The organism is Thiofractor thiocamini, assembly GCF_055384375.1.
On record NZ_AP042389.1, the window covers coordinates 757,065 to 779,148 of the forward strand.

Sequence of the window (22,084 nt, forward strand, 5' to 3'; positions counted from 1 at the left end):
GGATTGTAAATGATTACATGGATGCAAAAACACAGAAAATATCTGGTTATCACCATCTGGATAAGCACCATTGCCTTTGTAGGTGCGGGTTTTGTCGGATGGGGAGCTTACAGCTACAACAGAAACAGAGCAGGAGCGGTTGCGGTTGTAGGAGATAGAAAGATAACCATAAATGAACTGAACAATGCTTACAGCAATATATACAACTATTATCAAGAGCAGTTAAAAGGCGGATTGACCAGGGAAAAAGCCAAAGAAATGGGGTTAGAAAAAGTAGCACTCGGACAACTCATAAATGAAGCTTTAATGTTAAATTATGCGGATGATCTTGGACTTACTACACTTGATAGTGAAGTTGAAAATGCCCTAAAAAATACAAAAGCTTTTCAGCAAAATGGGGTATTTAACAAAGACCAATACTACAGAGTATTAAGAAATATAGGAACAAGAGCGAAAGATTATGAAGAGTCTTTAAAAAAAGAGATCACTCTTAGGAAATTGAACAATATACTCAAACTCTCCCCCACTCCTTTGGAGATCGAGACTTTTGGAGCATCTTTGTTCATGCAGGACAAGTTAGCGACCAAGATCATATATGCTGATCCTTCAAAGATAACCGTAAATGATGAAAAACTCAAGAATTTTTGGGAAAAAAGGAAAAAATCATATCTTACAACCAAAACATATGAACTCTCCATCATAAAAATACCGGTATCTTTTATACAGGTTGACGAAAACGAGTCAAAAGAGTACTACACCAAAAAAAGATACGGATATACCGATAAAGATGGAAAGATTTTAAGTTATGAAGATGCAAAAGATAGAGTTATAAAAGATTTGCAATTTAAAAAAGGCAAAAGATTCGCACTTAAAAAATACCTTGCGCTTAAAAAAGGAAAAATACAACCTGATAGCAAAATGAGTGTAAGCGTGAAGCAGAGTCTTTTTCCTCAAGACAAACTTAAAACCGCTAGTGTAGGAGATGTGCTTAAACCGTTTAAATACAAAGATGGATATATTGTCGCAAAAGTTACCAAGATAGATATGCCAAAACCCATGAGTTTTGACGAAGCAAAAGAGAGAGTGAAAAAAGATTATATCAAAATTGCACAAAAAGAACAGCTTAAAAATGAAGCTAAAAAGCTGGTTGCCGATTTGAAAAATGCAAATGTCATAGGATTTGTAAGTAGAGACGATATCAAAAAGATCAAAGGCTTAAACGAACTTGAAGCGGTTGATTTTTTAAATCAAGTGTTTAACTCGCCAGGCAAAAAAGGCTACAAAGTATTTGGTAGCAAGGCTATAGTGTATAAAGTTTTGGAACAAAAATTGCTTGATAAAAATAAACTTAAAACGTATGATATGTTGCTTAAAAGCAATGTAAAAAATGCCAAATTAGCAGAGATAAACCAAAAGCTGCTTTCAAAGTTACGACAAAAGTATCAGATAGAAAGCTTCTATAAAGGACAATAGTTGAGTAAAACAATACTTGGTATTGATATCGGATCAACAAAGATATGTGCCATAATAGCACAGCAAAACAGTGATACATTAAAAATTGCAGGAAGTGGTATCTCCAAATCAAAAGGTATAAAAAAAGGTATCATAACCAATATAGAGTTAGCTTCCAACTCTATAAAAGAAGCATTGAATGAGGCAAAAAAAGTAGCCGGAACCAATATAGACAAAGTTATTATCTCCATCTCAGGAGCTTACACAAAAAGTGTCGAAAGCTACGGAGTAGTAAATATACCCGATAAAGAGATAGGTATCAAGGAGATAAACCGTGTAATGATGATGGCTGATCACAATGCTAACATACCGGCTGACTATGAAAGAATCCATGTTTTACCTTATAATTTTAAAGTTGACAATCAAGAATTCATAGATGATCCTTTGGGGATGACCGGGAACAGACTTGAGGTGCATGTGCACATCATAACCGCACAAAAAACTTCACTGAACAATCTCAAAAAAGCCGTAGAGTTAGCCGGTGTTAGTATAGACAATATAGTACTTAACGGTTACGCTTCAAGCATTGCGGTTTTAAATGATGATGAAAAAGAGCTTGGAGTCTGCGTGATAGATATGGGTGGAGCTACTTGTAACCTTTGTATAAATACATCAAACAGCATAAGATACAATGACTTTTTAGGAGTCGGCTCAAACAATATAACAAACGATTTGTCTATGGCACTACATACACCTTTAAGTGCTGCCGAAGAGGTAAAGATCAAGTACGGTTCACTTAAAAAAGTCAGCAATGAACTTATAGAGCTGCCTATCATAGGAGATGATGCAAATACTAATGAAATTTCACTTGAAATCGTATCAAATGTCATTTATGCAAGAGTGGAAGAGACTTTGATGATACTTGCCAAATCTATAGATGAAAGTGAATTTAAAGAGCAAATCGGTGCGGGAGTGGTACTGACCGGCGGTTTTACCAAGATAGAGGGCTTGAGAGAATTGGCTATCGCCATATTTGACAATATGCCTGTACGTATAGCAAAACCTAAAAAGATAGATGGTATGTTTGAAACCTTAAAAGATCCCATGTATTCAACAGGAGTCGGCCTCATACTTTATGGTGGCGGGCACTTCACTCCGTATGAAATAGACTCAAACAAAAAACTAAGATATAAAAATGAGATCATCGAGCCTTCAAACAATATACAAAATATTCAAAATATAACTGAAGATATACAAGAAACAAAAAGTGAAGAAAAAGCCGTAAAAGACGATATAGTAGATATAAAAAAGATGAAAAAAACAAGTGGTTTGCAAGAAAAAATGTCAAAATTTTGGAATACGATAACACAACTATTTTGAGGAGCAAAGGAGATATTTAAATGAATGATTTTAAAGTGGAAGAGTCAAAACAAGTAGCGGGAGCCTGTATAAAAGTCGTCGGCGTAGGCGGTGGCGGCGGAAATATGATAAATCATATGATAAACGAAGGTGTAAGCGGGATTGATCTCATAGTAGCCAATACCGATGCACAAGCTCTTGATGCATCACTTGCTCCTACAAAGATACAACTTGGCGAAAAAAAGACAAAAGGTCTTGGTGCGGGAATGAAGCCGGAAATCGGCAGAGAATCCGCACTTGAAAATTATGAAGAGATAAGAAGTGCTTTGGAAAATGCCGATATAGTCTTTATAGCTTCCGGATTTGGAGGAGGTACCGGAACAGGTGCAGCTCCTGTAATAGCTCAAGCCGCAAAAGAGGTAGGAGCTTTAACGGTATCTGTTGTGACAAAGCCTTTTATGTTTGAAGGAAGAAGAAGAGCAAGACTAGCAGAAGAGGGTTTAAAAGAGCTCAAAAAAGAGAGTGACTCCATAGTCGTTATCCCAAATGACAAACTTTTAAGCATCATCGATAGAAGTCTTGGCATAAAAGACAGCTTCAAAATAGTTGACAACATTCTCTCCCGTGCTGTTGGCGGTATGAGTTCAGTTGTACTTTCTTACGGAAACAACGATATCAATCTTGACTTTGCAGATGTTCAAACAGTCATGAGTCACAGAGGTATGGCACTTTTGGGAGTTGGCGAATTTGAAGGTGAGGATGCGGCTGTAGAAGCTATGAAAAATGCCATAGAATCACCGCTTTTGGACAATATGAGTATAGATGGGGCATTGGGTGTTTTGGTACATTTCAATATCCATCCAAATTGTCCGCTTAGCCAGATAAGCGACTCCATGGGCATAGTATATGACAATGCCGACGAGGACGCTCATGTTATATTTGGTACTACAACCGATGAAAATATGCCTGAAAACAAAGTGAAGATAACTATTGTAGCTACAGGATTTGAAAGTGAAAAAGAACAACAGGACAATTTAACCTTGGTTGACCCTGTAAACGAAGCAAGAAAAAAGAGAATCGCAGAGCTTAGAAAAGTAAGCGGCGGTTATGAAGAACAGGGAGATCTTTTGGATATCCCGACTTTCATAAGAAATCAGATGGATTGATAGCATTTCCCGCTTTTTTGCGGGAAATGTTCATATTATTTAACTTTATTTCTTGGTACAAACTCCAAAACCGTAGCATTTATACAGTATCTTTTTCTGCCTCCCGGTGCATCATCAAACACATGTCCCAAATGAATCCCGCTTTTTTTAGCCAATACTTCAACTCTGTGCATTCCGTAACTGTTATCATCTTTATATACAACTGAACCATCTATCGGTTTATAAAAACTAAGCCAACCCGAGTGAGAGTTGAACCTGTCTCTTGTATCAAATAACGGATCGCCAGAGAGTTTATCCACAAAAACACCATCAGGTGTATTTTTGAAAATATCGTACTGCTTACAAAATCTGTTATCAGTTCCTTTGTTAAAAGCAACCCTGTAAGCTTCGCTATCTGCTCCTAGTTTGAATCTACCCAAAGCTTCATAAAAACTTTTTGGATCCCAGTATCCCCTGTGGGCAAAAACTTCTTTGCCATCATTTATGAAAAGTATGGTAGGGGTTGCATCTAGTTTCGTATTTATCTTAAAATCTTTCAATCTCTCTTTGTGCGCAACCCTAAGAGGAGTATCCCCTTCGTAACCTGATATAACATCTTTTTTAAATTTTTCACAATACGGACAAAAAGGCGCATCTACTACAATGATCTCTTTTCCGCCTAGAGGTTTTATGTATGAAGTTGTATCTTTCTTTTTAGAATCAGGAAATTTTACTCCTGTTTTGTGATTCGGGCAGTAACCGTATGGATGTTTTTGAAGATAGTTTTGATGATACTCTTCAGCCGGATAAAACTTTTCAAGCGGTTTTATCTCAGTCGTAATTTTTCCAAAACCTGCTTTGCTTAAAAGTTTTTGGTACTCCTCTTTTGTCTGCAAAGCTATCTCTTTTTGGGTATCGTTCGTATAGTATATGGCACTTCTATAGTTGTTGCCTCTGTCGTTACCTTGTCTGTTGCCCTGGGTCGGATCATGCAACTCCCAAAATCTTTTTATCAAATCTTCCGTACTTATGACACTGTCGTCATACACTACTTTTACCGATTCGGTATAGTTAACTATCCCTTTTGGTGTATCATATCTATATGAGAGGACTTTATCATAGTTTGGATCCGGGTAATTTCCTCCGGCATAACCGCTTACAGCATCTTTTACACCTTTTAATGATTGAAAATATTTTTCAACCCCCCAAAAACATCCTGCTGCAAAAACTATGGTTTGTTGTTTAGCATACATTGTCATAACTATCCCTATAATTAAAATAAAATACCTCATATTATACTTCCTTTAGATAAAATATTGTTTTTTCATCATTACTTGTATATAGATTTAAGTCAAATTTATTGTTATATGATAAATTTTTTGCGATACTTAAACCTAAACCAAAACCGCTATTTTGCCTGTTTTTACTCTTGTCTATACTAAAAAACGGCTCAAATATCTTCTCTTTATACTCATCTTGTATCTTGTTACCGGAATTTTCTATATATATTTGATCACCTTTATTGTAAATCTTTACATATCCCTGCTTTGTGTATTTTATACCATTTATGAGCAAGTTAAGCAAAACTTTTTTTAGATCTGTTTTATTGAACGATATAACAAAATCTCTATCGACTTCATTTATAAATTTTATATTATGCTTCATAGGTAAAATCAGATAAATCTCATCCTCTACAAAATCATACAACTTGATTTGTTGTTGCTCTTTTTTATATTTTATAGAGTTTATATACTCTATCATATCATCTGTTATTTCAGTTATAAAATTTATCTCCTCTTTCATTTGGTATAATGCTTTTGGCAAGTCATCTTTTACTATCATTCCATCTTCAATCTCTTCTATATAACCATTTATAACTGCTATGGGAGTTTTTATGTCATGAGCTAAAGATACCAACATATTAGACAAATCTCTATTTTTCTTTTTTAAACTTGTTATCAAAGTATCCAATTTTGACGATAGATAGCAGATAGTTTCATTTATCTCATTTAATTCATATAAAAAATTATCCTCTCTTGGTAAATTAAAATTTTCATTTTTGATTTGCTCTAAATTTTTCTTTATGGAGTAAAACTTTTTCGATAGATAACTGCCAAGTATATAGCTTATAAGACCTATCAAGGGCAGAGTAAAGACAACAGTCAATAAAATTTTAAAGAACATATACCAGCCGATTGGTACTCCAATGATCAAGTACGTCATAAAAGCACTAATAGCCGATATAAAAAGTCCCGCTAAAGCATAAACTAAAACTATAAAAAATTTAATCTTCACTTATCCTGTACCCTATCCCTCTCACTGTTTTTATGATATCTTTTTTATAAACTTTTTTTATCTTTTCTCTTATGTTGTATATATGAGTGTTTATACCATTTTCATCTATTTGTCCATAATTGCTATAATAAATCAATTCTACCAAATCAGACCTTGAAAAAGCAATATTTTTATTTTTTATAAGAGTGGCGAGTATCAAATACTCACTTGGAGTAAAATCCAACTTGAATCCGTTGATAATTATCTCTTTTTTTCCCTCATCTATGATAATATCTTTAAAAATTTCACTGTTTGTGGCATCTGCAATGAGTTCCTTTTTTCTTTTTAGCAATGAATCAATCTTGATAGACAACTCTTTTGCGGAAAATGGCTTGGAAATATAGTCATCCGCTCCCAGTTCATACCCTTTTTCTTTATATTCAAGAGTATTTAATGCGCTGACTATAACAATAATAGATTTTTTATTTTTTGTTCTTATTTGCTGACATATCTCAAACCCATCAACAAAAGGTAGCATCAAATCAAGTGTAACTAAGTCATACTTTTTTTCTAAGATTTTCGACATAGCTTCATTGCCGTCAACTGCCATATCTATATCATAAAGATTTTTATTGAGACGATTTTTGATAAAGTTTATTATATACTTCTCATCTTCTACTATTAAAATCTTCTTTTTTTTCATATCATAATAGAGGGCTACTTAGCCCTCTTTATCCTTAAAACATTTTTTGAAATTTTGTAAATAAAGCATCATGATCTTTTACACTTGCATGACAAGACACACAACTTTTTGGATCTCCACCCCAGGCTTTATACTGTCCGTTTGTTTTTACAAACCTTGCATAGCCCCAGCCGTCACTCTCTTTGTGTTTTGTAGCATCTTTTATCATGTACTCAACTCTTTGGATTTTATCTGCTTCCAAAGCTGACGGGAATTTTGACATCTTTTTAACACTCCAGCCTATTTTGACGACTTTACTACCATTTGGCATAATATTTTTACCCGCTCTTAAAGCATTATAAGCAACCGGATTTGCCAATATGTATCGTATCTCATTTTTATCCGTTCTAAAGTGAGTAGCTACGAGTTTATAGTTTTGATAACCCTCGATATCTTTGAAATTCAAACCTGTTTTTGGCATTTGCATATCTGGCACTTTTGCATTGTCACTTAGATAAACATCCGCACCAAACAAAGCTGAAGCCGCCATAGCAACCAATGCTATTCTCAAACCTAATTTTCTCATTCTTTTTCTCCTTAAAATGTATTTTCAAGGAGCATTATAATGGATATTTATCAAGATTTTATCAAGATTTTAACCTTAGATAAACTCTTCTTGCAAAAAGTGCTATGAGTGATATTAGTAGTATCTTAAAATCTAGCTCACTTCCTTTGTGCATATTTTCAAATGCGGATGAAGTTATAGCTTTTTCTCCTATAGCCTGAGCTTTTAGCATGTAAGGCGTATAATAAAGAGTAAAAAGTCCTATGCAGTAAACTGTAAGTATAGATACAAAAAAACTAAACTTATCCCTATCAAGTGAAAAAAAGGCTTTAAACTCATAAAAGATGATAAATAAAGCCACAAAATTAAGAAGATAGTTAAAGCGTACAAATATATGACTCATCAGCAATCCGCTTTGAAAGTGTGATAGCACACCATCTCCCAAAATAGCACCAGGCAGAAAAACAACAGGTGCCACAAATACTCCTAGAGTCAGCACCGCCCCTGCAGCGACACCAAGCATTAAAATATATACTATAAAAATACTATTTTTTATCTTTCCTTTTTCAAACATAACCTACAAACCCCCTATCAAGTCCTGCCAAATCTTTATAAAAATAAAATTTTTTATAATTTTTCTCTTTTAAAACTTTTGTCAATCCCTCTTTTTGATCATATCCCATCTCGCATGCTAAAAATACAACTTTCCTATTTTTTGCAAGTTCTATGATATTTAAAAGTATCTCATCTCCTCTAACACCACCAAATATAGCATCTTTTGGTTCATAAGAAAGAGGTTTTTCAACCTCAAAGTCATTTGCAACATAGGGAGGATTTGATACTATGATATCTATATCTTCATCTATTCCGTCAAGATATGAAGCATTTACCAACTCAATCCTATCTTTTACACCAAATTTTTCTATATTCTTCCCTGCAATTTTAAGTGCATCTTTTGATATATCCGTAGCTATTATCTTAGCTTTTGGAAGCTTTAAAGATAAGATTATGCTTATGATACCACTGCCCGTACCTATCTCGGCTATTTTTGGATTCTTGAGCTCAAGTTGTTTAAGATTTTTTACAACTTCATCTATAAGTATCTCAGTTTCCGGTCTTGGTATCAATGCGCCTTTATCTGTAAAAAAATCATATCCGTAAAAACTGACACTTTTTGTAATATATTCTATAGGCTCACCGCCCGCTCTTCTTTTTATAAACGCCATGAACTCATCATACTCTTTAAACTCATCATTTTCATGTAAAAAAAGATAAGTCTCATCTTTTTTTAAAACAAAAGAGGCAAGTATCATAGCTTCTTTTTGAGGGATGTCAGTTATCTCTTTTAAAAGCTCTCTGCCCTCTTTTAAAGCTTTTTTGATATTTTTCATCATTCATTTTTGTTCATTGTGCATTTTAGGCTGTTCATCAACACCACAGTTCTCTTTCAAAGCTTCATCACCTTTTGCATAATTTTTCCCAAGTCTTTTGAGTCTCTCAATAAGTGGCGGATGCGTAAAATAAAAAAAGATAAAAAGCGGGTGAGATCTTGGAAAAGATTTGTTTTCATTTGCAAGTTTTTCCAAAGCACTTGCCAAAACCTCAGGGCTCTCACACTCACTTCCATACTCATCTGCCGCGTATTCGTTGTGTCTGCTTAAAAGTCCCATTATGGGCATAAAAACAAAAGCAACTATAGGAGACAGTAGCAAAAAGAAAGCGATAATCGTATAAGGAGTTTTATAAAGACCAAAACTCAAAAACAGACTATCAGGCAAATTGCCAAATATAAAAAACATCAAAAACAAAAGCCCGCCCATCATAAAGATATTTTTTATGATATCTTTATGTTTGAAGTGACCTAACTCATGCCCCAAAACAGCGAGAAGCTCAGGTTTTGAAAGCTTTTTTATCAAAGTATCAAAAAGTACGACTCTCTTTGAGCTTCCAAGTCCTCCAAAGTACGCATTTAGCCTGTTATCTCTCTTACTGGCATCCATAGTAAAGATACCACTGCTTTTAAGTCCTGCTTTTTTCATAAGCTCTTCGATGGATTCTTTCAGCTCCTTATCTTCAAGAGGCACGAACTTGTTGAACATAGGTGCTATAAAAGTAGGATAGATTACATTTATGATAACTATGATAGCAAAGATAAAAACAAAACTCCATAGCCACCATAAAGAAAATGTAAGAATGATATAACTAACTGCGTACACTACAAGAGAACCAAAAACCAAAAACAATAGTGCCGCTTTCAAAAGATCGGTTATAAACATTTTTGCCGTCATATTACTAAAGCCGAATTTTTTATCGAGATAAAATTTACCATAAATTTCAAACGGTAAAGAAAACAGATAATTTATCGTTATGAAAACATCTATATAAACAACCGACTTTAGCAACATGCTATCTATATGCAAAACATTATCAAGCCATCTCAAGCCAAAACCCACCCAAAATATAAACAACGCATAATCAAACAAAGAGTTTAGTATATCCATCCTTTGTGTTGCTATCTTATAGTCAGCCGCATCTTTATACCTTTTGTCATCAAGTATGACAGGAGTCAAATTTTTCGCTCTTGAAACATACCCGATTTCCATGACACTCACATAAACTTTTACCAATATATATAAAAAATATATTATCCCTATCTCTAAAACCATAAATAAGACCTTTTTTGTATGATTATATTTTTTCCGTATTGTATCTAAAGTAGATTAAAACTTCTTGATTATATATTGTTAATAGATAAGGCACTGACCGAATAAAACTTTCTAACGGTTCTAAAATTTAAAAGGATTTGCAAGGATGCAAATCCAAATTTTAGCCTCGGAGAAATTGCAGGATGCAATTTTGAGAATGAGTGTAAAAGTTTTATTTGGTCAGTGCCATAGATAAAAAAATAAAACAATTTTAGAATTTATATGATATAATACTTTTTTCAAGGAGTTAAAATGAACGAACAAGTAAAGAGAGTAGCTATAACAGGCGGAACTCATGGCAATGAACTTACCGGAGTTTACCTAATCAATAAATTTAAAAAATATCCTAAATTGGTAAAAAGAGACGGATTTGAAACCGTTATAATGCATAACAACTTAAAAGCCATACAAAAATGCACAAGATATATAGATAAAGATTTGAACAGAACTTTTAAAATAGAGGATTTAAATGATCCAAATAAAGCTGACTACGAAGATGTGCTCGCAAAAGTCATCAATACAAAACTAGGTCCAAAGGGCGCAAAAAAAACAAATGTTGACTTTATAGTAGACCTTCATTCAACCACTTCCAATATGGGACTTTCTTTAGTTATAGATGAAGGGAGTAAGCTAACTTGGCAAATTGCCGCATACTTGAAAGAGCAAGAGCCCAGAGTCAATATCTTCAGGTGGAAAGGAGATACGAAAGATGTATCTTTTGTCAATTCCATAGCAAAAAATGGATTTGCTATAGAAGTGGGTGCCATACCGCAGGGAGTTTTAAGAGCGGATCTTTTTTTTGATACGGAAAAACTCATACATCATATACTTGATTTTATAGAAAAATCAAACAATGAAAAATTTCAAAAGAATTATACGAATCTTGAGATATATGACCATGTGGAACTACTTGATTATCCAAGAGATATAAACGGTGATATAACAGCGATGGTACACCCAGAACTTCAAGACAGGGATTATACAAAATTAAAAAAGGGAGATCCTCTTTTTATGACGCTTGAGGGTGAAACCATAAGATATGATAGAGATAAAGAGCTATATCCTCTTTTTATAAATGAAGCTGCATACTATGAGAAAAATTTTGCGATGTGTTTAACTGAAAAAAAAGTCATATCTATCTAATGGTATAATTTTGCATGGATGTCGATAAATCTTTTATCAATTTATCAAGATCAACCATACCTATATATCGTCCATCTTTATCTACATAAGGCACATAGTGGACATTTAGTATCGCGATAGCTTTGAAAATATCATCAGTCGTATGATGCTCCTCTATAGCAAAGGGTCTTTCGCTCACGATATCTTCCACTTTGATATCTTTACGCCTTAAAATATACCTTTTTCTTACATCCCTTAGTGAAACTACACCTACAAGCTTTTCATCTTCTACAACAGGCAAATACCTTATATGCAGTTTTTTAAATATTTTTAAAACAACTCTTATAGTAGTGTCAGGAGAAATTGGAGAAATTTTATCTATAAATTTATTTAGATTTCTATTTTGTAGGTATTTTTCTACCAATGAACTTTCTATATCTATACCTCTTTGAAGAAGACTTCTTTTGAAGTATGACCCGGGCTCAAACTTTGATGCTATGTAGCCAGAAATGGATGAAGCTATAAGTATGGGTATAAGTAACTGATAAGAGTGTGTTAACTCGGTAATGATAACAGAGCTTCTAAGAGGTGCTTTTGAAACTCCGCTAAGAACTGCTGCGCTTCCAATGAGAGCAAAAACTCTTGGGTCTATTCCATATGTTACCATGTCAGTTCCAAACCAATACCCTCCAAAAGCACCTATAAAGATACTAGGCGACATAAGTCCGCCAAAGATACCGCTTCCTATACTTAAGATGATACCTACTATCTTTGCCAGCATTATCTTTGCCGCTATAACGCCACTAAAATAGTTTTGGAAGATACCGTTTACATAGTCATATCCGACCCCTTGACTTTGAGGCACTAAAAATATAGTAAGTCCTACTAAAAAACCTAAAATTACAACTACAAAGTGCCATTTTTTTCTATATTTTACTCTTAAAACTCGAAATTTTTTCAAAGATACCGCTATAAAAACAGATACCACACCAAGCAACAATGCTTCAAGCGGTACAAATATAAGATACTTGTTATCATAGCTAAGATGAGGTACATAAAAAGCAGTAAAATCCCCTATAAATTCCCTTGAAACCAAAGTTGCCGTAGTGCACGCTACCATGAGTGGGATGATTATATAAGAGTTTATCCTACCTATGATGATCTCTATGCCTAAAATCACACCTGCTATGGGAGCGTTAAACGTAGCTGCGATGGCTGCTGAAACACCGGCACTAAGATATATGGGTAAATTTAGCCTTGGGGTTTGATGATTTTCGTAAAAACTTCAGAACTTAAACCTCCAAGTTTTGCGATAGGACCTTCTCTTCCTATGGGAACTCCAAAACCTATACTAAATGAACTTAAAAGTAAAACCAAAAATCCCTTGATATGTGAAAACTTTCCACTCATTAGAGATATTTTTTTCGCTATATTGTCCAATGTGACATTTGATGAATTTATCAAATGGTGAGATATCAAAAAATTGGAAAGATAAAAGATAAGAGGCATAGTTACAAATACAAAATAAGGAGAATGAAATACAAACACAGCATCAAAAATCGTAGTAAAAAACTTGACAAGAATACGAAAAATATATGCCGATGCTCCACCTATAAGACCTATGGCAAACGGGATAAGAAAAAAATGAGTCAACTCCTCAAGTTTCATTTATCCTCACCATACAAAACTACATGACAAAATCAGCATAATACTCCATTTGTTCTCTTTTTAAAATCCTTATGAAGTTCGTACTTCCGGGAACTCCTGTAGGAAATCCGGCTGTTACAATGTATGTTTTATCCAGATCAACTATCTTTTGCATAATGGCTTTACTTAAAACGGAAGCCAGTATCAAATTAAGATTCATCTTTTCAACGCTCATAGTAGGAACTACACCCCAAACCAGAGTAAGAGACCTTGCGGTTATATCATCATGCGTTATCGCACAAATCGGCTGCTTTATCCTGTACCTTGCAAGTTTTTTTGCTGATCCGCCTGAACTGGTTATGGATAATATACCCTCTACATTCAAATCCTTTGCCAATTTTGCGGTCGCGGAAGAGACGATGTCTGTTTCATCATTAAATTTGTATCTGTCAAATTTATTGTAAGGATATACACTTTCGGTTTCTATGATAGTATTTGACATGACTTCAACAACATTGACAGGATACTTTCCTATGGCGCTCTCTTCTGAGAGCATTACCGCATCTGTACCGTCAAGTACCGCATTTGCCACATCGCTTATCTCGGCTCTTGTTGCCATCTCCTTTTCAGCCATGGATAAAAGCATTTGAGTAGCTGTTATGACGGGTTTTGAAGCTGCATTTGCTTTTCTGATGATTCTTTTTTGGATACTTGGAACCTTGTAGTAAGGTACCTCTATGCCGAGATCTCCTCTTGCTACCATTACGCCGTCACTTACTTCTATGATTTCATCTATGTTTTCAACTGCATCGAACTTTTCGATTTTAGCTATAACTTGTGCTCTTGAGCCATACTTTTTTAAAAGCTCTTTTACTTTCAGTACATCTTTGGCATTTTGCACAAAAGATACTGCTACAAAATCTACTCCGTTTTTAGCTCCCCATTCCAAATCTTTTTCGTCTTTTTCTGTGATGATATCAAGATTTAACACGGTATTTGGGAAATTTACACCCTTGTTCGAAGAGAGTTTTCCATTATTTTCAACCAAAGCCTCCACTTTATCACCGGTTTTTATCACTTTTGCTTTTATATTGCCGTCATAAAGATATATATATTCACCCGCTTTTAATTTATCGAGAATTTCAGGTCTATTGATACTTATCTTGTATTTGCCGTTATCTATCTTTTTTCCAATACACTCTTTTTTCTCAAAAAGAAGTATGTCACCTTCATTTAGTTCAAAATCACTCTCAAGTTTTCCGACTCTTATCTTAGGACCGCAGATATCTTGAAGTATCCCGATATAGGCAGATATATTTTTTTCAGCCTCTCTTATATGACTTAAAACTTTAGAGTGATACTCGTGCGTACCATGACTAAAATTGAGTCTAAATACATTGACTCCCGCTTTTATAAGCCCTTCCAATACTTCAATGCTGTCACTTGCAGGTCCGACCGTAGCCAATATTTTCGTTCTTTTTTTCATATAATGTCTCCTTTATATTCCGGGTGCTTTCCACAAAGAATCAGTCAAGTTTTTATCGACAAGTTTAAGCTGTACTTTATATACTTTCTTCCATCTCATTGCTATCTCTTTGTAAATTTTTTCATTTTTTTTGTTTGGCTGGTATATTTTTTCGATTTTTACCAATTTTTTGGAAGCATCTTTAAAATCCTTATATATGCCAACCCCTATACCCGCACTCATAGCCGCTCCAAGTGCGGTAGCCTCTTTAACTTTGGGAACTTTTACTTCCACTCCTAAAACATCACTTAGTATCTGTGACCAAAGCTCACCCTTGCTTGCACCTCCGGCAAAGATGATACTTTTTGGCTGAATTTTACTAAACTTCCTGACTTTGGCAAGATTGAGTTTTGAAACAATTGCTGCATTTTCCATCAAAGCCCTAAAGATAGAGTATTTGTTACAAGTTTCTGGATCTATTGAAAGATTTATAAGGCTTGGGCTTGCATGATACCATTTGCCATACTTCATCTCATCACTAAATACAGGTAAAATTCCATAAGATCCAGCAGGTACTTTTTTGGCTTCTTCTTGGAGTATATCATATACATCTTTACCTTTTTTTAGTGCTATTTCTTTTTCTCTATCACAAAAAGCATCCCTGAACCATCTCATTATCAAACCGCTAAAAAAAGTTATCCCTTCGGCTTGGGATTGATCTTTTATGACATGTGGATTTATCCTGATACTCATATCTTTTGAAGGCTTCATTGAAAGAGGTATATTTACGACCTGTTGCCAAAAACTTCCTCCAAGCACGGCAACATCACCCTCATCTACTACTCCAAGCCCGGCTGATCCAAGTTGCACATCTCCGCCACCCATCACAACTTTTGTTTTTTGACTCAAGCCACACTCTTTCGAAGCTTTTTTCGTGACATTTCCCAAAACTTCACCGCTTTCTAAAATCTTAGGAAATATATCACTCTTAATGCCAACTATCTTTGCCATTTTCTTAGAGTATTTTCGTTTTTTCAGGCTAAAAATCCCGCTTGTCCCGGCATTGCTTGGATCACTCGCGATAATACCACCTAATTTATAAAGTATCCAATCACTTATCATAGAGAAAAAAGCCACTTTTTTATAAATATCAGGTTTATTGTTTTTTAGCCAAAGAAGTCTTGGCAATGCGCCAAGAGCAAAAGTTTGACCTGAAATCTCATAAAATCTTTCTTCCAACCCTTGATACTCATTTTTTAAATGCTTTACCTCTTTGGAAGCTCTTGCATCGACATTTGCAACTGCCCAAAGCTCTTTTTTATCCTTATCATATACCACTATTCCTTCTCTAAAAGAGGTGGCACTTAAAGCTAAGATATCATCGGGATTTACTTTTTTAGTTATATCATTTATACACTTTTTGATGATTTCGTAATTTTTTATGCAGTCAAATCCCATACTCCCATCAATCCCATCTTCACTTAGATGAGTCCACTCTTCTTGAGATATATGAAGTTGTTTTCCCTTAGTATCAAAAAGTACGGCTCTAAAACTACCCGTCCCGGCATCCAAAGCAAGCAAATATCCCTTTTTCATCGAAACCTCCTAAGAAAAATACAAAGAGTACAAATCCTCACTTCCTAATTTTAGCCTGCTCAAGCTCCCAGTACTCCATATCGAAACTCTCTTTTTCTGATATAGACAGATAACCGCCAAGTTTTTGGGCTCTTAAAACCGCTTTTGCCGTATGTAAAACTATATCCTGTATGATATTTGCCTCTTTTTCATCTTTACCAAAACTGACTATCCCATAGTCTTCTATTACGGCATAGTTTGGCGCAGGATTTGACATCACCTCATCTTTTGCATAACTATCAAAGTAATTTTTATACTCTTTTATGTACTCATTCAAGGCTTTTTGCATATCATCTCCTCTTTTTAAAACAAGAGGTTTTCTTTTTGTCCTTATGATATGTTCAGGTGTTAAAACACCGCGAGTTAATTCATCTTTTTGTAACCTACTGTAGTTCAAAGAGAGTTTTGAAGAGTCTGTTTTTAACACAACTTCGTATCCCTTGTATTTGGATAGTAAATCTTTTAGTTTATCTATCTCAAAATCCCTTTTTTCTATCTCTTTCAAATCAATTTTTGCATTTTTTTCCAAAAAACTTTCAGCTATATTGACACTTTTTATCATCTTTTCATAAGAGTTTTTGGCATCATCATCAAAAGTAAAAATCCCGTGATGATGTAGTATAATCCCTTCTATCTTACCAAAATCCACACTCTTTGAAGCCTTGGCAACCTCTTTGGCAAGTACAAATCCGGGCATCACATAAGGTACAATAAGATAGTTTGAATACAATTTATCTATTAGTTCCTTGCCTTTTTTGGAGTTTGAGATAGTTACGATAGCATCGGCATGGGTATGATCTACATATTTAAAAGGTATGAAGGCATGCAGTATGGCTTCAACGGAAGGGTTTGGTGCATTTTTATCGATCATAGCTTCTTTTTGCAGTGACACCATTTTACTATCGCTCATGCTATCAAGTTTAAGCATATCGAGAAGTTTTTCAAGCTCAACCGGAGCAAAACCCTCTTTTTTGATACTTGAAAGATCCCAACCGCTTCCTTTTACATAAAGTATCCCCTCTTTTTTCAAAGAGGTATTGCCGCCTCCTTGCAATACAAGAGCGTCATCGCTACCTAAAAGATTTGAAGTATAAACTCTTAAAGAGAGTTCATCCTCTACAAATTTTTTCGCTATGTTGTCATCATACCTATTTGCAACCATATATCAGTCTTTTGTTATGACATCATCAATAGTCACTAAAAAATCAAGCTCATCGGTATATTTTTTTTCACAATACTGCTCAAAATACTTTTTGTATACTTTATAATGAGGTGAAGTTTTATGACCGTTTAGCGATTTTTCATCTCTCCATGTTTCAACAGCTGTAAATTTTTGAGGATTTTCTTTGTATTGGTAAATATTATAGTTCAAACATCCGTTTTCCATCTTGCTTGGCACGACCATCATCTCGAGTAACTCTTTCAACTCGCTTACATACTCTTTTTTTGCTATGAAAGTAACTCTTTTTGTTATCATATTTTAATTCTCCTTGTTGTATTTTATTATAATATGGTTACAAATTCATTTCATCTTATTTTTTATAGATTTTATCTTTGATTTCATACCGTTTTTTCTTCTCTTTCTTATGTCAAATTTGACCGTAGCATAAACCCTGTTTGAGTACGGCTTTAAAACTTTGTATGATTTATCCAGAATTTTAAGTGCATCTTTAAGTTTTCTTGTCTCTATCACTGTTCCCATGGGAGTTAATTGATATTTAATCCCACTTTTATCTATCATTTTTATAACTTTACTTACATACTTACTTACACTCTCGCCTTTATCCGTAGGAAATATGGCAAACTCCATCAAAACACTCATATTTTGACTCCTTAAATATATTTTGAATTATATCTCTTGTATCTTTTTTCTTAGTAGTGAATTTATAAGTGTTTGGTAAGGAACTTTTTGTTCACTAGCCAATTTTTTAAAATACAGGACTATATCATTATCCAGCCTAAGGGTAACAGGTATTTTTTTAGGTTTGTAAAACCTGCCTCGAACACCATCGCTAAAATCATAATTATCCAATATTTCATAATCATCATATTTTTCTCTATCTTTAATGTTGCTCATAAAAAATCCTTTCTTTTTGATTTGCTTTTCTTGCACTTATGATACGGATGATTTCCTCTCCATTTTCATCAAAAAACATATGTGCAACAACAACGATTTTGCCTCTTATCGCACTACCCAATGTAATCCATCTCTCTTCAAAATAATCAAAACGATGATCAAGTTTTGAGATCTGCATAGGATCTATAAAAACTTCTTTTGCCTCTTCAAAACTTATATGATGTTTTTTTATATTGACTCTATTTTTTTCTTCACTCCATTCAAATTTCATATGATGCCATTCCTAACTTATAGAATGTTAATGTCGCAAGTCAATTATAGCATTTTGTATTTACAATGTCAATTTTATTGTATCTTATACTGTGGTAGCATATCTTTTATCTTATGATAAACTCTTAGAAACTCCGTAGAGTAAACTCTTGTTTCTCCTATGGTTGTTATGAAGTTTGTATCTCTTTCCCATCTTGGGACTATGTGCATATGGATATGTTCTGCTATGCCTGCTCCTGCGGCACTTCCGAGGTTCATACCTATATTTACTCCGATAGCTCCAAAGCCCTCTTTCATCATTTTTACTGATTTCTTAGCCAAGATTGACATTCTAAGCCATGTATCATCATCCAATTTTTCCAAAGTATCGGTATGAAGATGAGGGATGATCATGAAGTGTCCGGGATTGTAAGGGTATCTATTCATAACCATAAAACATACTTCATCCCTATAGAGTACATAATGCTCCTCATCAAGCTTGGGATTTTTACTTATATGACAAAAAACACACCCTTCTATCTTTTTTCTTGTAACATACTCACTTCTCCAAGGTGCATATAGATACTCCATCAATCAGCCTTTTTTATCTCTTGTAAACTTTTACTTATGTTTTCCTGCCTCATAAAATGCTCTCCTATCAAAAAGGCATCCACGCCTATGCTGTTAAGTCTTTTTATAGTTTCTTTTTCATTGATACCGCTTTCAGCCACTATGATCTTACCGTTTGGCATAAGTGGTATAAGTTTATCACAAAGTTGCATATCCATATCGAATGTTTCAAGGTTTCTGTGATTTATACCTATGATGTCAGCTCCGGCGTGTATGGCTTTTTTCAGATCCTCTTTGTCATGTATCTCCACCAGTGCTTCCATGCCAAGATGTCTTGTGTACTCAAGTAACTCTTTTAACTCTTTTTTACTTAAAGCCTTGGCTATCAAAAGTACAAAATCAGCCCCATAAACAAGTGCTTCAACAAGTTGATACTTATCTATGATAAAATCTTTTCTCAAAAGCGGAGTAGCTACATATCTTCTGATGCCGGTTAAATACTCCAAATCCCCTTGAAAGAAAAATGGCTCGGTTAAAACCGATATAGCATTTGCTCCTGCTTTTTCATACTCCTGCGCTATAAAGAGCGGATCAAAATCCTCTCTTATGACACCTTTGCTGGGACTTGCCTTTTTTACTTCAGCTATCACTCTGCATGGGTCATCTTTTGTGGAAGTAAGATGTGGCTTTATATCTCTTGGAACATAGGGGTTATATGCAAGACTTCTTCCAAGCCAGTCAAGAGGGAACTCTTTTTTCTTTTTTTCTAGTTCTTCTTTTGTCTTTTTCAGTATATCATCAAGTATCATTTTAACTCTTTTTCCTTTACGCATTTTGTTATGGCATCTATGTGCTTTTTGACTTCTTTATCTTTACTCATTTGATAAACTCTCTCTATAAGTTTTTTAGCTTCTTTGCATTTGCCTATCTTGTAGTATCCCCAAGCAAGTGAGTCAAGATAGTATGGAGAGTTTGGATCGTATTTGAGTGCTTCCTTGACAAGTTTGATACCTTTTTTTATATCCAAATCATGATCTATAAGTAAGTACCCGTAATAGTTAAGATACAAAGGATCCTTCAAGCCTTTAACCACTTTTGCAAATTTTTCAACTACCGAGTTTAAAAGCTTTCTGTCTTTTACGGGATGGCTCTCATACTCATATATAGCCATTCTACCTAGATATTTCAAGTTGTGAGTTTTTTCATACAACTCTTTCGTTACTTTATATGCTCCGTCAAAATCTTTCATGGATATGTATATATCCGCTAAGAGTTCTTTGTCTATCTTGTTTTTTTGTAAAAATTTTATAGCCTCTTCTTTCTCTCCTTGATACATAAGAAGTTCTACTATCTTTTTTGCATATTTGTCATCTTTGAACTTGTTATAAAGTCTTTTGTAAACTGAGATCAATCCGTTGATATCTTTTTCTCTTGCATATATATCAAGCAGTTTGAAACATACTTTTTTTGAACATCCTCTAAGTCTTGTATGTGTTTCAAGATAAGCTACAGCTTCATCTTTTTTATTTAGAAATAGATAGAGGATATCTGCGATGCTATTGAGTATATCTTCATTGTAATGAAAACTGTACGCTTTCTCAAAAGCCTTGTATGAAAGCTCATAATTTTTAAGATTTAAAAATACACTTCCCGCAAATTTGTAATTTTCCTCATTTTTTGAGTTTTTAATCAACTCTAATGTCATATCATTGGCTTTTTTATCATCTTTTTTATACAGATAGTATCTGATAAGTTCTCTTTTAAGCACATCACTATCAGGATAATCTTTCAAACCCAACTTTATCAATCGATGAAAATCATCATACTTTTTAAGTTTCGCACTCAAACTTATGGCGTACTTCAGATAAGCTATATTTTTTGTATTTTCATAGAGTTTTACAAAGTACCCGTATGCTCCATTAAGATCACCATTTTGCGATAGCATAAAAGCATACAAAAGATACTTGTTTTCATTCTTATACGGTTTTATCGTCGTGGTTTTAGGAGCCGGTTTTTTAGGAGCACATCCGCTGTTAAACAACAAGACAAATATGGAAAATATGATCAGACTATACCTATACACTCTTCTTTTACCTCTTTTATATGTGTTTTAAAGTAATCCCAAAATGGAAAAGTCCTACACTGTTTGGGTCTTACTTCATAGATTTGACAACTGTTTTTTTGGTTGTCAAAAAATATGCATTCAAATTCACCTTTTATCTTCACCTCTTTTATACTGTGACGATATTTTACCTTATTTAAATAATCTTTTCTGAAGGTTTCCTCATCTAATTTTAAAAATTCAGCTATTTTTTTTATCTCTTCATTGTTCACCCATATATAACCACTCTCACCCCTGCAGCATCTGCCATCACACTCTTCGCAGGCCGAAGGCTTAAAACCGTACTCAAATCCATCTTCTCTTATAATTTCACTCACAATTCACACTTTAAACTTTTTAAATTTATCTTTTTATATATCTCTTGAACCTCTTTGGTAAAATCCCCATTTTCATGTGTTATCAAAGGTGGATGACATTTTACCAAGCTTTTTGAACTCTTTTTTGCTTTTACAAAGAAAACCGTAGCATTTTTATCTACTAAAGGATGTATATACCTTATATCATTTACTTTGATTTTGTAACTTTCAAGGGTTTTTATAACTTTATCCATTTGATTGACATCATAGCAAAAGATAAGTTCTCCTCTTGGTTTCAACAAAGTGTTACACTTTTTTATGAACTCCTCTAACGGTAAAGAGTCGTTAAAACGACTTCTTTTTTTTGATAGATTTTGACTTTGTTTACTATCACCTTTATGAAATGGGGGATTTGAAACGATAAAATCAAACTTTTTATCAAAATTATGCTTTATAAAATCATCGTTTATAAATTTGGCTTCAAAGTCATTGTTTTTTGCATTGACGTCAGATAAAAAGACATTGTTCTTTTGTATATCTATGCCGGTTAAATTCACTTGAAAATTCTCTTTTATCAAAAGCCCTAGTACTCCACATCCGCATCCGACATCCAAAATATCACCTTTTGGGGAAAAACCGGAGATAAAATCATATAAAAACAGAGTGTCACTGTTATAACAGTAACCGCCTTTTTGCTGATAGATAAACAAATTTTCAAT

The 22,084-nt window shown here is 34.1% G+C and carries 25 protein-coding genes; 4 read left to right on the plus strand and 21 right to left on the minus strand.

What is annotated here, in order from left to right; all coding sequences use genetic code 11:
* Positions 1 to 9: 9 nt before the first annotated feature.
* From ACZ47B_RS03840 to ftsZ, 3 genes are read left to right on the plus strand one after another with little or no spacing between them, the layout of a single operon-like run.
* Entirely contained in the window at positions 10 to 1,473 is a 1,464-nt protein-coding gene (locus ACZ47B_RS03840) for a peptidylprolyl isomerase (RefSeq protein ID WP_464895364.1), read from the plus strand.
* A complete protein-coding gene (ftsA, locus tag ACZ47B_RS03845) occupies positions 1,474 to 2,832 on the plus strand; it encodes a cell division protein FtsA (RefSeq protein ID WP_464895365.1) in 1,359 nt (452 codons plus the stop codon).
* 20 nt (positions 2,833 to 2,852) lie between these two features.
* Positions 2,853 to 3,977: a cell division protein FtsZ gene (gene ftsZ / locus ACZ47B_RS03850; protein ID WP_464895366.1), complete on the plus strand. Its 1,125-nt coding sequence runs from the start codon at positions 2,853 to 2,855 to the stop codon at positions 3,975 to 3,977.
* A 35-nt stretch (positions 3,978 to 4,012) separates the two neighbouring features.
* On the opposite strand, the gene msrA is transcribed toward ftsZ, so the two are convergent.
* The 7 genes from msrA to ACZ47B_RS03885 form a co-directional block, all read right to left on the minus strand.
* Entirely contained in the window at positions 4,013 to 5,215 is a 1,203-nt protein-coding gene (gene msrA / locus ACZ47B_RS03855; protein WP_464895367.1) for a peptide-methionine (S)-S-oxide reductase MsrA, read from the minus strand.
* A gap of 34 nt (positions 5,216 to 5,249) precedes the next feature.
* On the minus strand, positions 5,250 to 6,251 hold the full coding sequence (locus ACZ47B_RS03860; RefSeq protein WP_464895368.1) for a sensor histidine kinase: 1,002 nt from the start codon (positions 6,249 to 6,251) through the stop codon (positions 5,250 to 5,252).
* Positions 6,241 to 6,933: a response regulator transcription factor gene (locus tag ACZ47B_RS03865; protein ID WP_464895369.1), complete on the minus strand. Its 693-nt coding sequence runs from the start codon at positions 6,931 to 6,933 to the stop codon at positions 6,241 to 6,243. Before ACZ47B_RS03865 ends, ACZ47B_RS03860 begins: the two co-directional genes overlap by 11 nt.
* A 34-nt stretch (positions 6,934 to 6,967) precedes the next feature.
* Entirely contained in the window at positions 6,968 to 7,498 is a 531-nt protein-coding gene (locus ACZ47B_RS03870) for a cytochrome P460 family protein (protein WP_464895370.1), read from the minus strand.
* Between the two features lie 61 nt (positions 7,499 to 7,559).
* Positions 7,560 to 8,051, minus strand: a complete 492-nt coding sequence (locus tag ACZ47B_RS03875) for a DUF4149 domain-containing protein (protein ID WP_464895371.1) — start codon at positions 8,049 to 8,051, stop codon at positions 7,560 to 7,562.
* Positions 8,044 to 8,871, minus strand: coding sequence for a peptide chain release factor N(5)-glutamine methyltransferase (gene prmC, locus ACZ47B_RS03880; RefSeq protein WP_464895372.1), 828 nt, complete (start codon positions 8,869 to 8,871; stop codon positions 8,044 to 8,046). The genes ACZ47B_RS03875 and prmC overlap by 8 nt, the downstream gene beginning before the upstream one ends.
* The gene (locus tag ACZ47B_RS03885) at positions 8,872 to 10,143 is read right to left on the minus strand and encodes a M48 family metallopeptidase (protein ID WP_464895373.1); all 1,272 of its coding nucleotides are present in this window, start codon (positions 10,141 to 10,143) and stop codon (positions 8,872 to 8,874) included.
* 291 nt (positions 10,144 to 10,434) lie between these two features.
* Between ACZ47B_RS03885 and ACZ47B_RS03890 the strand changes: the two genes are divergently transcribed.
* A complete protein-coding gene (locus ACZ47B_RS03890; protein WP_464895374.1) occupies positions 10,435 to 11,325 on the plus strand; it encodes an aspartoacylase in 891 nt (296 codons plus the stop codon).
* Here ACZ47B_RS03890 and ACZ47B_RS03895 read toward each other — a convergent pair.
* The 14 genes from ACZ47B_RS03895 to ACZ47B_RS03960 form a co-directional block, all read right to left on the minus strand.
* The gene (locus tag ACZ47B_RS03895) at positions 11,318 to 12,517 is read right to left on the minus strand and encodes a chloride channel protein (RefSeq protein WP_464895697.1); all 1,200 of its coding nucleotides are present in this window, start codon (positions 12,515 to 12,517) and stop codon (positions 11,318 to 11,320) included. The genes ACZ47B_RS03890 and ACZ47B_RS03895 overlap by 8 nt on opposite strands.
* Positions 12,518 to 12,555: 38 nt before the next feature.
* The gene (locus ACZ47B_RS03900; RefSeq protein WP_464895375.1) at positions 12,556 to 12,972 is read right to left on the minus strand and encodes a hypothetical protein; all 417 of its coding nucleotides are present in this window, start codon (positions 12,970 to 12,972) and stop codon (positions 12,556 to 12,558) included.
* Between the two features lie 19 nt (positions 12,973 to 12,991).
* Complete coding sequence (gene pyk / locus ACZ47B_RS03905) at positions 12,992 to 14,437, minus strand: pyruvate kinase (protein ID WP_464895376.1); 1,446 nt, start codon at positions 14,435 to 14,437, stop codon at positions 12,992 to 12,994.
* A 12-nt stretch (positions 14,438 to 14,449) separates the two neighbouring features.
* Positions 14,450 to 16,012: an autoinducer-2 kinase gene (gene lsrK, locus ACZ47B_RS03910; protein WP_464895377.1), complete on the minus strand. Its 1,563-nt coding sequence runs from the start codon at positions 16,010 to 16,012 to the stop codon at positions 14,450 to 14,452.
* Between the two features lie 37 nt (positions 16,013 to 16,049).
* Positions 16,050 to 17,213, minus strand: a complete 1,164-nt coding sequence (locus tag ACZ47B_RS03915) for a class II aldolase/adducin family protein (protein ID WP_464895378.1) — start codon at positions 17,211 to 17,213, stop codon at positions 16,050 to 16,052.
* Between the two features lie 3 nt (positions 17,214 to 17,216).
* Complete coding sequence (locus ACZ47B_RS03920; RefSeq protein WP_464895379.1) at positions 17,217 to 17,528, minus strand: putative quinol monooxygenase; 312 nt, start codon at positions 17,526 to 17,528, stop codon at positions 17,217 to 17,219.
* Positions 17,529 to 17,573: 45 nt separating this feature from the next.
* Positions 17,574 to 17,873 carry an MTH1187 family thiamine-binding protein gene (locus ACZ47B_RS03925; protein WP_464895380.1) on the minus strand — a complete coding sequence of 100 codons (300 nt, stop codon included), beginning with the start codon at positions 17,871 to 17,873 and terminating at the stop codon, positions 17,574 to 17,576.
* A 27-nt stretch (positions 17,874 to 17,900) separates the two neighbouring features.
* Positions 17,901 to 18,128 carry a BrnA antitoxin family protein gene (locus ACZ47B_RS03930; protein ID WP_464895381.1) on the minus strand — a complete coding sequence of 76 codons (228 nt, stop codon included), beginning with the start codon at positions 18,126 to 18,128 and terminating at the stop codon, positions 17,901 to 17,903.
* Positions 18,115 to 18,399 carry a BrnT family toxin gene (locus tag ACZ47B_RS03935; RefSeq protein ID WP_464895382.1) on the minus strand — a complete coding sequence of 95 codons (285 nt, stop codon included), beginning with the start codon at positions 18,397 to 18,399 and terminating at the stop codon, positions 18,115 to 18,117. Before ACZ47B_RS03935 ends, ACZ47B_RS03930 begins: the two co-directional genes overlap by 14 nt.
* Before the next feature lie 74 nt (positions 18,400 to 18,473).
* A complete protein-coding gene (locus ACZ47B_RS03940) occupies positions 18,474 to 18,968 on the minus strand; it encodes an HIT family protein (RefSeq protein WP_464895383.1) in 495 nt (164 codons plus the stop codon).
* The gene (trpC, locus tag ACZ47B_RS03945; protein ID WP_464895384.1) at positions 18,968 to 19,756 is read right to left on the minus strand and encodes an indole-3-glycerol phosphate synthase TrpC; all 789 of its coding nucleotides are present in this window, start codon (positions 19,754 to 19,756) and stop codon (positions 18,968 to 18,970) included. The genes ACZ47B_RS03940 and trpC overlap by 1 nt, the downstream gene beginning before the upstream one ends.
* A complete protein-coding gene (locus tag ACZ47B_RS03950; RefSeq protein ID WP_464895385.1) occupies positions 19,753 to 21,030 on the minus strand; it encodes a tetratricopeptide repeat protein in 1,278 nt (425 codons plus the stop codon). The genes trpC and ACZ47B_RS03950 overlap by 4 nt, the downstream gene beginning before the upstream one ends.
* Positions 21,012 to 21,377: a YkgJ family cysteine cluster protein gene (locus tag ACZ47B_RS03955; RefSeq protein ID WP_464895698.1), complete on the minus strand. Its 366-nt coding sequence runs from the start codon at positions 21,375 to 21,377 to the stop codon at positions 21,012 to 21,014. Before ACZ47B_RS03955 ends, ACZ47B_RS03950 begins: the two co-directional genes overlap by 19 nt.
* Positions 21,378 to 21,382: 5 nt before the next feature.
* Positions 21,383 to 22,075, minus strand: coding sequence for a tRNA1(Val) (adenine(37)-N6)-methyltransferase (locus tag ACZ47B_RS03960; RefSeq protein WP_464895386.1), 693 nt, complete (start codon positions 22,073 to 22,075; stop codon positions 21,383 to 21,385).
* Positions 22,076 to 22,084: the final 9 nt, after the last annotated feature.

Coding starts and splice junctions, on each gene's coding strand:
- ACZ47B_RS03885 (WP_464895373.1), bottom strand. CDS start 10,143: ATGGTTTTAGAGATAGGGATAATATATTTTTTATATATATTGGTAAAA.
- trpC (WP_464895384.1), bottom strand. CDS start 19,756: ATGATACTTGATGATATACTGAAAAAGACAAAAGAAGAACTAGAAAAA.
- ACZ47B_RS03940 (WP_464895383.1), bottom strand. CDS start 18,968: ATGGAGTATCTATATGCACCTTGGAGAAGTGAGTATGTTACAAGAAAA.
- ACZ47B_RS03925 (WP_464895380.1), bottom strand. CDS start 17,873: ATGAGTGTTTTGATGGAGTTTGCCATATTTCCTACGGATAAAGGCGAG.
- lsrK (WP_464895377.1), bottom strand. CDS start 16,012: ATGAAAAAGGGATATTTGCTTGCTTTGGATGCCGGGACGGGTAGTTTT.
- ACZ47B_RS03875 (WP_464895371.1), bottom strand. CDS start 8,051: ATGTTTGAAAAAGGAAAGATAAAAAATAGTATTTTTATAGTATATATT.
- ACZ47B_RS03920 (WP_464895379.1), bottom strand. CDS start 17,528: ATGATAACAAAAAGAGTTACTTTCATAGCAAAAAAAGAGTATGTAAGC.
- ACZ47B_RS03930 (WP_464895381.1), bottom strand. CDS start 18,128: ATGAGCAACATTAAAGATAGAGAAAAATATGATGATTATGAAATATTG.
- ACZ47B_RS03890 (WP_464895374.1), top strand. CDS start 10,435: ATGAACGAACAAGTAAAGAGAGTAGCTATAACAGGCGGAACTCATGGC.
- ACZ47B_RS03840 (WP_464895364.1), top strand. CDS start 10: ATGATTACATGGATGCAAAAACACAGAAAATATCTGGTTATCACCATC.
- ACZ47B_RS03870 (WP_464895370.1), bottom strand. CDS start 7,498: ATGAGAAAATTAGGTTTGAGAATAGCATTGGTTGCTATGGCGGCTTCA.
- ftsZ (WP_464895366.1), top strand. CDS start 2,853: ATGAATGATTTTAAAGTGGAAGAGTCAAAACAAGTAGCGGGAGCCTGT.
- ACZ47B_RS03915 (WP_464895378.1), bottom strand. CDS start 17,213: ATGGTTGCAAATAGGTATGATGACAACATAGCGAAAAAATTTGTAGAG.
- prmC (WP_464895372.1), bottom strand. CDS start 8,871: ATGATGAAAAATATCAAAAAAGCTTTAAAAGAGGGCAGAGAGCTTTTA.
- msrA (WP_464895367.1), bottom strand. CDS start 5,215: ATGACAATGTATGCTAAACAACAAACCATAGTTTTTGCAGCAGGATGT.
- ACZ47B_RS03865 (WP_464895369.1), bottom strand. CDS start 6,933: ATGAAAAAAAAGAAGATTTTAATAGTAGAAGATGAGAAGTATATAATA.
- pyk (WP_464895376.1), bottom strand. CDS start 14,437: ATGAAAAAAAGAACGAAAATATTGGCTACGGTCGGACCTGCAAGTGAC.
- ACZ47B_RS03900 (WP_464895375.1), bottom strand. CDS start 12,972: ATGAAACTTGAGGAGTTGACTCATTTTTTTCTTATCCCGTTTGCCATA.
- ACZ47B_RS03935 (WP_464895382.1), bottom strand. CDS start 18,399: ATGAAATTTGAATGGAGTGAAGAAAAAAATAGAGTCAATATAAAAAAA.